General features: G+C 68.8%; 10 protein-coding genes. 5 read left to right on the top strand and 5 right to left on the bottom strand.

Annotated features, from left to right (window positions below):
- Nucleotides 1–42: 42 nt before the first annotated feature.
- On the bottom strand, nt 43–1335 hold the full coding sequence (locus ACRDPS_RS15760; protein WP_431502598.1) for a PhoH family protein: 1293 nt from the start codon (nt 1333–1335) through the stop codon (nt 43–45).
- Between the two features lie 424 nt (nt 1336–1759).
- Entirely contained in the window at nt 1760–2536 is a 777-nt protein-coding gene (locus ACRDPS_RS15755; protein ID WP_431502597.1) for an isoprenyl transferase, read from the bottom strand.
- 168 nt (nt 2537–2704) lie between these two features.
- Here ACRDPS_RS15755 and trhA point away from each other — a divergent pair, with 168 nt between their 5' ends.
- On the top strand, nt 2705–3445 hold the full coding sequence (gene trhA, locus ACRDPS_RS15750) for a PAQR family membrane homeostasis protein TrhA (protein WP_431502596.1): 741 nt from the start codon (nt 2705–2707) through the stop codon (nt 3443–3445).
- On the opposite strand, the gene ACRDPS_RS15745 is transcribed toward trhA, so the two are convergent.
- Nucleotides 3406–4683, bottom strand: a complete 1278-nt coding sequence (locus ACRDPS_RS15745; RefSeq protein ID WP_431502595.1) for an MFS transporter — start codon at nt 4681–4683, stop codon at nt 3406–3408. The genes trhA and ACRDPS_RS15745 overlap by 40 nt on opposite strands.
- A 56-nt stretch (nt 4684–4739) precedes the next feature.
- Between ACRDPS_RS15745 and ACRDPS_RS15740 the strand changes: the two genes are divergently transcribed.
- Entirely contained in the window at nt 4740–5708 is a 969-nt protein-coding gene (locus ACRDPS_RS15740) for a DUF5937 family protein (protein WP_431502594.1), read from the top strand.
- Nucleotides 5709–5772: 64 nt separating this feature from the next.
- Here the strand turns inward: ACRDPS_RS15740 and ACRDPS_RS15735 are convergent, their stop codons facing one another.
- Together ACRDPS_RS15735 and ACRDPS_RS15730 are read right to left on the bottom strand one after the other, a co-directional pair.
- The gene (locus ACRDPS_RS15735; protein WP_431502593.1) at nt 5773–7272 is read right to left on the bottom strand and encodes an amino acid permease; all 1500 of its coding nucleotides are present in this window, start codon (nt 7270–7272) and stop codon (nt 5773–5775) included.
- Nucleotides 7273–7325: 53 nt separating this feature from the next.
- On the bottom strand, nt 7326–9002 hold the full coding sequence (locus tag ACRDPS_RS15730; RefSeq protein WP_431502592.1) for a tannase/feruloyl esterase family alpha/beta hydrolase: 1677 nt from the start codon (nt 9000–9002) through the stop codon (nt 7326–7328).
- Nucleotides 9003–9274: 272 nt separating this feature from the next.
- Between ACRDPS_RS15730 and ACRDPS_RS15725 the strand changes: the two genes are divergently transcribed.
- From ACRDPS_RS15725 to ACRDPS_RS15715, 3 genes are read left to right on the top strand one after another with little or no spacing between them, the layout of a single operon-like run.
- On the top strand, nt 9275–10042 hold the full coding sequence (locus ACRDPS_RS15725; protein WP_431502591.1) for an ABC transporter ATP-binding protein: 768 nt from the start codon (nt 9275–9277) through the stop codon (nt 10040–10042).
- Nucleotides 10043–10053: 11 nt separating this feature from the next.
- Complete coding sequence (locus tag ACRDPS_RS15720) at nt 10054–10746, top strand: ABC transporter ATP-binding protein (RefSeq protein WP_431502590.1); 693 nt, start codon at nt 10054–10056, stop codon at nt 10744–10746.
- A gap of 57 nt (nt 10747–10803) precedes the next feature.
- On the top strand, nt 10804–12051 hold the full coding sequence (locus ACRDPS_RS15715) for an ABC transporter substrate-binding protein (protein ID WP_431502589.1): 1248 nt from the start codon (nt 10804–10806) through the stop codon (nt 12049–12051).
- The last annotated feature ends 38 nt before the right edge of the window (nt 12052–12089 follow it).

The raw sequence follows: 12089 nt of genomic DNA, 5'->3' as shown, positions 1-12089 counted from the left end.
TTTCAGGTCTGGGGCCGCTGACGTGATCAGGATTACGGCGGATCAGGGCACCACGTTCTCCAGCATGTCCGTGACGAGCGCCGCGATCGGCGAACGCTCGGAGCGGGTCAGGGTCACGTGGGAGAAGAGCGGGTGGCCCTTCAGCTTCTCGATCACCGCGACGACGCCGTCATGGCGTCCGACCCGGAGGTTGTCGCGCTGGGCGACGTCGTGGGTGAGCACGACCTTCGAGTTGGCACCGATGCGGGAGAGCACCGTCAGGAGCACGTTGCGCTCCAGCGACTGCGCCTCGTCGACGATCACGAAGGCGTCGTGGAGCGACCGGCCACGGATGTGGGTCAGCGGCAGCACCTCGAGCATGCCTCGGTCGATGATCTCGTCGATCACCTCCTGCGAGGTGATCGCGGAGAGGGTGTCGAAGACGGCCTGGCCCCACGGCGACATCTTCTCGTTCTCGGTGCCGGGCAGGTAGCCGAGCTCCTGACCGCCGACCGCGAAGAGCGGCCGGAAGATGACGACCTTGGTGTGCTGGTTGCGCTCCATGACGGCCTCCAGGCCGGCACACAGCGCCAGCGCGGACTTACCCGTCCCGGCCCGGCCGCCGAGGGAGACGATGCCCACCTCGGGGTCGAGCAGCATCTCCAGCCCGATCCGCTGCTCCGCGGAACGACCGTGGATGCCGAAGACCTCGCGGTCGCCGCGTACGAGGTGGACCTGCTTGTCCGCACCCACCCGGCCCAGCGCGGTGCCACGGTCCGACATCAGCACCAGACCCGTGTGGCACGGCAGGTCGCGGGCCGCATCGAGGTCGAGCACCCCGTCGTCGTACAGCTCGTCGAGATCCGCCGAGGCGACGTCGAGCTCGGCCATCCCCGAGTAACCCGGGTCGGAGTCGTTGATCCGCTCACCGCGGTAGTCCTCGGCCCGGAGCCCGACCGCGGAGGCCTTGATCCGCATCGGCAGGTCCTTGGAGACCAGCGAGACGTCGAGCCCGTCGCCGGACAGGTTGCGCGCGACCGCGAGGATGCGGGTGTCGTTGTCACCGAGCCGGAAGCCGCTGGGCAGCGAGGACGGATCGGTGTGGTTGAGCTCGACACGGATCGTGCCGCCCTCCTCACCGACCGGGACCGCCGTGTCGAGGCGGCCGTGGGTGATCCGCAGCTCATCGAGCTGCCGGAGCGCGGAGCGGGCGAAGTAGCCCAGCTCCGGGTGGTGCCGCTTCCCCTCCAGCTCGGTGATCACCACCACCGGGAGTACGACCTCGTGCTCGGCGAAGCGCGTCATGGCCTTCGGGTCCGAGAGAAGGACGCTGGTGTCGAGAACGTAGGTACGCACTGAAGGCGACTCGCTCTCAGCGGTGGCTGTGTTGGACGGGGATGGCTCCGACGCCGGTGTCGGAGCGGCCGACGTGTCGGCCTCGGTGACTTGCTCGTTCGTGGTTCTGTCAGCCACGCGGATCACCTCTCGCGACCGGCTCACACACCCGTGAGTCCGGTCATCTCATCGTCAATCAGATGGACCGGACGGTGGACCGTCAGTCGGGGTGCCGACCGCCTCACACCCGTCAGGATCGGTGTGATCCTGACGCAGGTTCGGTTCGTGAATACTCACGTAACGGGCCTCCAGGTGCGACGGGATTTTGTTCCCCGCCGTTGGGATAACGCTACGTCGCCGGACCAACGGTCTGTGGCAACACGCAGCATTTTTCTCAGTGAACACCTGGTGACGCCAGCGAATTGTTCCGGTCAGCGGTCATCGGTCATCGGCCGAGCCGACGCTCGCGGTGAGCGTAGGCCCGCAGCGCACGCAGGAAGTCCGTACGCCGGAAGTCGGGCCAGTAGGCCTCACAGAAGTAGAACTCCGACTTGGCGCTCTGCCACAGCAGGAATCCACCCAGGCGCTGCTCCCCCGAGGTGCGGATCACCAGATCGGGATCGGGCTGACCCTTGGTGTAGAGGTGGTCGGCGATGTGCTCGACGTCGATGATCTGCGCGAGCTCCTCCAGCGAGGTGCCGCGGCCGGCGTGCTCGTTGAGCAGGGCACGTACGGCATCGGCGATCTCGCGGCGACCGCCGTAGCCGACGGCCACGTTGACCAGCATCCCGTCGACGTCGCGGGTCGCGTCCGCGGCGGCCTTGAGGCGTTGGGCCAGCCAGTCGGGCAGCAGGTCCAGCGCGCCGACCGGATGCAGCCGCCAGCGACGTACGTCTGCCAGCGAGTCGACCGCGTCGGCGATGATCTCGAGGAGGGGTGCCAGCTCCTCGGCAGGACGGTTGAGGTTGTCGGTGGAGAGCAGCCACAGGGTGACCACCTCGATGCCGATCTCGTCGCACCAGCTCAGCAGCGGCTCGATGTTGGCCGCGCCGGCCCGGTGTCCATGCGCAGTCGACTGGCCGACCTCCTTGGCCCAGCGACGGTTCCCGTCGAGCATCACACCTACGTGCTTGGGCAGCTTGGAGGTGTCGATCTTGCGCACCATCCGCGCCTCGTAGGCGGGGTAGAGAACCCGACGTACGCCTTCCTTCCAGTCTGCCACGAGCAGAAGAGTATCCACGCCGCGCCCACATCACCCAGCGGGACGGGGTTCACCTGATCTTCAGGTCGTGCCGTTAGCCTTGCCCGCTATGAGAGAGCGCAAGCGAACGACCAACGGCCTCAGGCCGCCGGCTCCGTACACTTGCCCCTCCTACACGGAGGCGGCGGAATGAGCGAGATGACGGACGCGATGCGCCTCAAGGTCGGCAACATCTCCGACTCGGTCTCCTCGACCGTTCACGAGGCCCTGCCGAAGATGCGGGGCTGGATCCATCTGGCCACCGCACCGCTCACGCTCGCGGCCGGCATCGTCCTGATCGTGCTCGCCCCGGCGGGGGCGCCCCGGGTCGGCGCCGCGGTGTTCACCATGGCCGCCCTGCTGCTCTTCACCGTCTCCGCCGTCTACCACCGGGTCAACGCCCTCGGCCGGTGGAACGAGCGGTGGTACACGATCATGAAGCGCTGGGACCACGCGAACATCATGTTGATGATCGCCGGCTCCTACACGCCGTTCTCGCTGCTCCTCCTCGACGGCGTCACCCAGGTCGTGCTGCTCTCGGTGGTGTGGACCGGCGCGATCCTCGGTGTCCTGTTCCGGGTCTTCTGGAACGACGCCCCGCGCTGGCTCTACGTCCCCAACTACATCGCGCTCGGCTGGGCGGCGATCTTCTTCATCCCGTCCTTCTTCACCGGCGCCGTGGCGCTCGGCCTCGGCATCGGGATCGCCACCTTCACGCTGATCTGCGTCGGCGGCGCGCTCTACACCGCCGGCGGCGTCATCTACGGGTTCAAGCGCCCCAACCCCTGGCCGCGCTGGTTCGGCTTCCACGAGGTCTTCCACACCTTCACGATCCTGGCGTTCGTCGCGCACTACACCGGCGTCTCGCTGGCGACGTACTCGCTGCGCTGAGCATCCCCGGCGCGCGCCGTGGCGGCGTGCCGGGCGAGCACCGCGGTGAGGACGCCGGTGATCGCGAAGAGCGCGCCCAGAGTCATCCAGCCACCGGCGCCGTGGTCGATCGCGGTGGCGGTCACGACCAACGGCGCGAGCATGTGAGCGAGCGCGTAGCCCATCTGGCTCACGCCCTGATAGGCGCCGGCCCGCTCCTGGTCGGCGAGCTCGAAGGCCAGCCCCCAGCTGCCCGCCTCCCCACGGGTCTCGGCCGCCGCGGAGGCCAGCGCAGCGAGCAGGAGTACGCAGGTGGCGACCGCCGGGCCCACATGCTCGGCCGCGGCGAAGAGTCCGCAGGCGGTCAGCAGCAGGAAGCCTGCACCGCGTACGGCCCTGCCCGCCGTCGCGATGTCGTGGGTGCCGCGCGAGGCTCGCACCTGGAAGAACGCCACGTAGACGGTGTTCACCACGAGGAGCAGCGAGACGAGGACCGTAGGGGCGTCGGTGTGGTCGGCGACCCACAGCGGCACCCCGATCGAGGTCACCCCGAAGTGGATCGCCATCACTCCGCTGAGCACGGTCGCCGTCACGTAGGTGCGGTCCCGCAGCGGTGACGGCCCCTTGGCCACCGCCGGTCCCGCTCCTGCGTCCATGCTCTCGGCCAAACCGGCGATCCGGCGCCGGAGCCCGACGAGCGGCACCGCAGCGAGTGTGGTGAGCGCACCGACGAGCACCATCGTGGCGCGATAGGCCGCCGCGGTGTCCACCGCCAGCGCCAGGGCGGCGAGCAGCGTACCCGCGCCGATCATCACGTTCATGACCACCCGCAGCCGGGCCCGCACGGCCACCCGGTCGGGGCCGTCGAACCAACGTGCCACCAGCGTCGCCTGGGCGCTCGACTGGAATCCTCGCGAGGCCGAGACCCAGGTGGCGACCAGCACGAAGGCGACCACGTCCCGGGCGACGGCGTAGGCGAGGAGTGCGATGCCGTAGCTCGCCATCGCCCACAGCTGCACCCGGTCGGCTCCCCAGCGATCGCTGAGCCGCCCACCGGCGTACGTCGTGAGGACACCGATTCCTCCGGCGAGGGTGAGTCCGACGCCGACGGTCACCGCGGAGAGCCCGATCACGCGGGTGAAGTAGAGCGCGCTCACCGCGAAGAACATCCCGCGCGCGAGCGAGAGGGCGGCGACGGCGCCGACGAGCGGCCGCTCGACCGGGTCGCTGGGAGGTCGGATTCTGGGACGTCGGATCATGGCCCAGTTGTCGCAGCAGCCGGCCTCGAACGGTTAACGATATAGCGTATTGCTTCATGATCAGCTACGATCTGGCGGGAGCCGACCTGAGCGAGGTCCGGTTCGCGATCTCCCCGCTCAACGAGCTCACCCTCTCCTTGCGAGCGCTGCGTGACCCCGGCCGCTTCCCGATCCACCTGCCCTGGCTCCGCACCGTGGAATCCGCGAGCCTCGACCGGGAGACCCTGCTGGCGCTGACCAACGAGCTGCTCTGGACGCCCGACTTCCTCAACCCGCGACCGCGGAGCCCGCTGGCACGCCTCGAGGACGAGCTCGAGCTCGTCGCCGCGACGCCGCCGGCCCGCGTACGCGCCGACCTCGCCGCGGTCCACTTCGATGGCGTGCCGGCGGTGCTGGACGGGCGTCCGCAGGCGGTGCTGCGCCGCGTCCTCACCGCTCTTCGCGACTACTGGAAGGCCTGCTTCGAACCTCACTGGCCACGGATGCGAGCGGTGCTGGAGGCCGACATCGTCCACCGCGGCCGCATGATCGTCCACTCCGGCATGGCCACGATGTTCACCGACATCTCACCCCGGGTCGCCCTCGCCGACGACCTGCTCACGATCCGGCTGACCACGTCGAAGGTCGACTACCGGCGTACGACCGCGGGTGACGGGCTCACCTTGGTGCCCACCCTGTTCAGCCGCAACCCCTCGACCCCGATCTCGCCCGACGAGCCGCCCGTCATGTTCTATCCGGCACGCGGGATCGGGACGCTATGGGCAGGCGACCGGGTCTCCCCACCAAGGTCGCCGCGGGCGTTGAGCGACCTCATCGGGGAGACCCGTTCCGGGATCCTGGCCCTGCTGGAGGCCCCGGCGTCCTCGACCGAGCTGGCCGTACGCCTCGGGGTGACCGCCCCGGCGGTCAACCAGCACCTGCGGGCGATGCGTGCGGCCGGCCTGCTGACCTCCGCGCGCCACGGCCGGTCGGTCCTCTACCTGCGCTCCGATCTCGGCGACCGGTTGGTGGAGGCCGCCGGCTGACCTCCCGGTCCTGAGATCGGATAAGGGGCGCGCGGCCGCGCGCCCCTTATCGTCTACGAGGACCTCACATGTGCAGCGGCTCGACCGTCTTGTCGTCCCCGCCCTTGCCGACCCGCGAGTTGCGGTAGCCGTAGAGGAAGTAGATCGCGAAGCCGATCGCCATCCATGCCAGGAACCGCAGCCAGGTCTCGATGCTCAGGTTGAGCGTCAGGTAGATACAGATCAGCGCGGCCACGATCGGCAGGACCGGACTGAACGGCACCCGGAACGCCCGCGGCAGATCCGGGCGACGCTTGCGCAGCACCGGCACGGCGATGGAGACCAGAGCGAAGGCGGTCAAGGTGCCGATGTTGACCATCTCCTCGAGCTTGCCGATCGGGGTGAAGGTGGCCACCACGGCAACCAGGGCACCGACCGCGAGGGTGATCCGGATCGGGGTGCCGGTCTTCGGGTTCACGTGCGCGAACTTGACCGGGAGCAACCCGTCCCGGCTCATCGCGAACACGACCCGGGTGGAGCCGATGATCAGCGTCATCACGACCGTGGTCAGACCGGCGACGGCACCGGCGGAGACCAGGGTCGCGAAGCCACCCTGTCCGACGTCACGGAACGCGGTGGCGAGTGCTGCCTCGGAGTCGATCTGGTCGTACGGCACCATGCCGGTGATCACCAGCGCGACGGCGATGTAGAGGACCGTGCAGATCACCAGCGAGCCGATGATCCCGCGGGGCAGGGCACGCTGCGGGTCCTTGGCCTCCTCGGCGGTCGTCGCGACCACGTCGAAGCCGATGTAGGCGAAGAAGACGACCGACGCGGCCGAGATGATGCCGAGGACACCGAAGGTCTGCGGCTCGAGGCCGAAGGCCCACTGGATCAGCGGCTGGTGGATGCCCTCGCCGGAGATCGAGCCGGCGCGCTCCGGGACGAACGGGTCGTAGTTGGAGCCGGAGACGTAGAACAGGCCGGCGACGATGACGAAGAGGACGATGAAGAGCTTGACCGCGACGAGCGCGAGGTTGACCCGCAGCGACTCCTTGATCCCGATCGTGATCAGACCGACCAGGACGACCACGAGCAGCAGCGCGGCCAGGTTGGGCTGGCCGAACTCCGCGTTGGCGTCAGGGCCGAGGCCCGCGGGCCAGCCGAGCCCGATCTCCTCGAGGAACGTCACCAGATAGCTGCTCCAACCCTGCGCGACCACGGACGCGCCGAGGACCATCTCCAAGATCAGGTCCCAGCCGATGATCCAGGCGAGCATCTCGCCGAGGGTGGCGTAGGAGAAGGTGTACGCCGACCCCGACACCGGCACGCTCGAGGCGAACTCGGCGTAGCACAGGGCCGCCAGACCACAGCAGAGGGCGGCGATGGCGAAGGAGAAGACAACCCCTGGGCCCGCGTACTCAGCCGCGGCCCGACCGGTCAGTGTGAAGATCCCCGCACCGATGATGACGCCGATCCCGAAGACGGTCAGGTCGACGGACGTGAGCCGTCGTTTGAGCTTGAAATCCGGGTGGTCGGCATCGGCGAGAGACTGCTCGATGGACTTTGTTCGCCAGATGGACATGAGGAATAGGGAACCATCTCGGCCCTTGGACTGGAAAGAGTGGGGCCAACCCTCTAGTGGCTACATCTGAAGCTGCTCGCCTCGGAAGCGTCTCCCCCGACGTACGTCGGCCAGGATGGCCACTCGCACAACGGTCGCGTCCGGTCGGCGCCGGCGTTGCCGTCGGCGACCACCTGGCCCTTCGCCGGCGCGACACCGCGCTCGGCCCACCTCTCTAAGACGCTGAGGGAGTCGTACGCAGCGGAGTAGGCGACCGGGGCGAAGTTGGCGTGGTTGGCGCCGGGCACCAGGTAGAAGCGCGAGAAGCCTTCGGTCGCCCTCGTGCCCATCACCCGCTGGACCCGCTGGTAGTAGTCGATCGTGGAGCGGTGGCTGACCAGCTCGTCGGCGGCTCCGTGGATCAGGATCAGTCGGCCGCCGGCGCGCGCGAAGGGGCGCAGGTCGGCGTCGTTGATGTCCTGGAGGGCGGTGAGCTCGCTGATCCGCCGCTGCCACTTCCCTGGGTTGTTCGGGTCGATCGCGAAGGGGCTGATCTGCGGGTCGCGGGCGATGAAGTGCTTCGCCCACTGGGTCCAGAACTGCATGCCGTAGCCGGCGGTCACCGGCATCGGGTCGGCCGGAGCGGTGGTGCCGTAGCCCAGGACCGGCGTCGACATCCGCGCCCCGGAGAGCAACGGGAACCCGGGGTAGCCCCGCTCCCCGCTCGCGACCCGATAGGGAAGCCGCCACTTGCTGTCGGCGACAACGACCGCATCGATCTGCTCACGTGAGAGGCAGGTCGCACCCGGCGTCTCGCCGTCACCGCACAGCAGCGTATCCGGGTCGAAGTCGCAGCCGGCCTCGTCGGAGATCACTCCGTCCTCGAGCCCGTCGTCGCCGTCGCAGGCCGCCAGGACCCGCTGCGCGATGAGGTCCTGCTGGTCGGTCGAGACGAAGGCGCCGGGTTTGGCGAACTCGTGGGTGAGCCGCCCGAAGAAGAGGTCGAGGGTCGCGGCGTTCCAGGCCGGGTAGGCGGCGATCACCCCGTCGAAGTCGCGCGGCCACCGCTGCGCGACGGCCAGAGCCTCACGGCCCCCTGTGGAGCCGCCGGCGAAGTAGGCCGCGCGCGGGGCGCGGTGGAACGCCTTCCTGATGACATACGTCGCGGTGTCGTGCACCTTCTTGAGCGCGTCTCCGGAGAAGTTGCGCAGCGCCTCGTCCGATCGGCCGAAGGATCCGTCCAGGCTCGGGATCGGGTGGTTGTCGGGGTCGGCCTGGTGGCCGGAGTCGCTGGCGTAGGTCGCATATCCGCGCCCGAGCGGCGTGCGCTGGTCGAGGGGTCCGAAGGGCACGTTCTGGGCCAGGTTGGGGACGGTGCCGTTGTAGCCGCCTCCGCCGAACATCATCGCCTTGCCGTTCCACCCGTTCGGCAGGGCCAGGCCCATCAGGATCTCCGGGGCCGCCGGGTCGACCGGACGGATCGAGATGTCGGCGCGACAGTAGGCCGGGAGGGCGGTCGGGCCGGTCCCGGAGGCCGGCACCGAGGTCGTCGCGGTGACCTCCGCGCCCTTCGTGGGCAGCCCGATGCGCTGCGCGGGGATCCTCAGTCCGGCGAGGCCCGTGCAGTCGGCAGCGCCCGGCGATGGACGCGCCGCGGTCGCGGGTACGTGGCCGGCGACCAGGGTCGCGGCGGCGAGGGCCAGCGACGAGCCGGCGATCAGGAAGCTGCGTACGAGACGGGTGTGGGGCATGGCGGGGCCTCCTGCTGGACCAACCTGTGCTGGCATCGGCTGTGCTGGCATCGGATGTGCTCGGCGTCGAATGGGCTAAGCATCGCGACGCGATGTGATGCCCGCCATATGGCCCGCGCACACAACTTCGGCGATCGAGATGTGGCTCGCCCCGTGGCGCGCCGACCGAGGGAGTCCGTAATCCGGCATGGAGAACGCCCACACAGCGGAGGCGCCCACTGTGTCTTCAACCCCTATGGCGTAGGTCTCACCACTTCCCTAGCGTCGCCCCTGTGACGAGCACCACACCGGCCCGGACGTGCGCACTGCGGACCGAGGGCCTCACCAAGGACTTCCGCGGCTTCCGCGCGGTCAGCTCGGTCGACCTGGAGGTCGCCGAGGGCACCGTCCACGCGCTCGTGGGCCCCAACGGCGCCGGCAAGACGACCCTGTTCAACCTGCTGACCGGGTTCCTGAAGCCCACCAGCGGACGGATCACGGTCTTCGGTGACGACGTCACCGGGATGGCACCGGAGCGGATCACCCGCCACGGGGTGGCCCGCTCCTTCCAGATCACCAGCCTCTTCGAGAACCTGACCCCTCGCGAGCACGTCGAGATCGCGCTGCAGGGGCTCACCAACCAGGGGTTGAAGTTCTGGCGCTCGGAGAAGCTGCTGGGCCGGCGCCGCGACGAGGTCGACCGGCTGATCGCCGAGGTCGGCCTGACCGAGCTGGCCGACAAGCCGACCGGGCTGATGGCGTACGGCCAGAAGCGGGCGCTCGAGCTGGCGCTTGTGCTGGCGGTCGAACCGCGCCTGCTTCTCCTCGACGAGCCCACCGCCGGGATGGGCATCGAGGACGTCGACCGCACCATCGAGCTGGTCCGGCGCATCGCCGAGGGCCGCACCGTCGTCTTCGTCGACCACAACATGCACGTCGTCGCCCACCTCGCCGACCGGGTCACGGTCCTGCAGCAGGGCTCGGTGCTCGCCGAGGGCCCCTACGACGAGGTGCGCGCGGACGCCCGAGTGATCACCGCCTACCTCGGAGAGGCCGGCTGATGGGAGGCCCGATGCTCGACATAGAGGACCTGAGCGCCTGGTACGGCGAGGCCCAGGCCCTGCGCGAGGCGTCCCTGAGCGTCGAGGCGGGCGAGGTCGTCACCCTCGTCGGTCGCAACGGAGCCGGCAAGACCACCCTCGTACGCTGCCTGATGGGTCTCCACAAGAACCTGTCCGGCTCGATCCGGCTCGACGGTCGCGACATCACCTCGCTGCCCGCGCACAAGCGCGCCCGCGCCGGGCTCGGCTGGGTCCAGGACGACCGCGGCATCTTCGCCAACCTGAGCGTCGAGGAGAACCTCCTGCTGCCGCCGCGCGTCTCCGAGGACGCGTGGAGCCTGGAGCAGGTCTACGACGCCTTCCCCGCGCTCGGCAGTCGCAGGCGCGCAGGAGGGACGACGCTCTCTGGTGGCGAGCAGCAGATGCTCGCGGTCGCCCGCGTGCTCCGCACCGGCGCGCGCGTGCTGCTCCTCGACGAGCCCTCCGAAGGGCTCGCCCCGGTCATCGTCGCCCAGATCGGCGACATCGTGCGGGCCGCGAAGCAGTCCGGGATCGGCGTGCTCCTGATCGAGCAGAACGTACGTTTCGCCGCCACCGTCGCCGACCGCCACTACCTGCTCGCCCAGGGCCGCCTGGTCGAGAGCCTCGACAACGACGAGTTCGTCGAGCGTCAGGACGAACTGCTCGAACACCTCGGGATCTGACCCCAAGCGCACAGCGCAATCCACAGCGCAGTCCCAACCCCCGCGAGGAGAGACACGATGAACAAGCGACGCACAGTTGCCGGCGCCTCGATTTTGCTGACAGGTGTCCTGGTCACCGCAGGCTGCGGCGCCGGCGGTCCGAGCGCCGGCGGAGGCGACTTCACCGACGACAAGGTGGTCCTCGCCCTGCTCAACGACGCCTCCGGCGTCTACAAGGACGTCTCCGGGCCCAACTCGAAGATCGCGATCCAGATGGCGATCGACGACTACCAGAAGAAGTACGGCGACGAGGCCGTCGTCGACGACATCGAGGTGACCTCGGCGGACCACCAGAACGAGCCGGACATCGCCAACACCAAGGCCCAGGAGCTCTACGACCGCGAGGGCGCCGACATCATCCTCGATGTGCCGACCTCGTCGGCGGCTCTCGCCGTCGCGACGCAGGCGAAGAACAAGAAGAAGCTCTACATCAACATCGGCGCCGGCACGACCGAGCTGACCGGTGGCCAGTGTAACAAGTACACCTTCCACTACGCCTACGACACCTGGATGCTGGCCAACGGCACCGGCACCGTCGTGACCGAGGACGGCGGGAAGGACTGGCAGCTGATCTACCCCGACTACGCCTTCGGCCAGGACATGGTGAAGTCGTTCACCGGTGCCATCGAGGCCGGCGGCGGAAAGGTGGCGGGCAAGATCGCGACGCCGTTCCCGAACGACAACTTCGCGACGTACATCACCAAGGCGGGAGCCGCGAAGCCGCAGGTCATCGGCACCATGCACGCCGGCGGTGACCTGATCAACCTGGTCAAGCAGTACAACGAGTCCGGGCTCAAGGAGAAGGGCATCAGCCTGGCCGTCGGGCTGATGTTCATCTCCGACATCCACTCGCTCGGCGTCGAGGCGTTCGAGGGCACCATCTTCACCGACGCCTGGTACTGGAACCTCGACGACGAGTCCCGCGCCTGGGCCGACCGCTACATGGAGGAGACCGGCGACCGGCCGACGTACGCCCATGCGGGCAACTACTCCGCGGCCCTGCAGTATCTCGAGGCGGTCCAGTCGGCCGGCACCGACGACGCCGACAAGGTCGTCGAGGAGCTCGAGGGCAAGAAGGTCGACGACATGTTCCTCCGCAACGGTGAGATCCGCGCCGAGGACCACCGGGTCATCCACGACGTCTACCTGGCCAAGGTCAAGGGCCCGGCCGACGTCAAGGAGGACTGGGACTACGAGGAGATCATCAAGACCATCCCGGCCGAGGAGGCCTTCCGCCCGGCCTCCGAGTCCGGCTGCTCGATGTGACCTGATCCGACCTCGTACAAGATCTGAGGACGCTGGCT

Source organism: Nocardioides sp. (genome assembly GCF_050699375.1).
Taxonomy (GTDB): domain Bacteria; phylum Actinomycetota; class Actinomycetes; order Propionibacteriales; family Nocardioidaceae; genus Nocardioides.
Note: the sequence above shows the minus strand (reverse complement) of the source record. Positions and strands in the feature narration are given on the sequence as shown.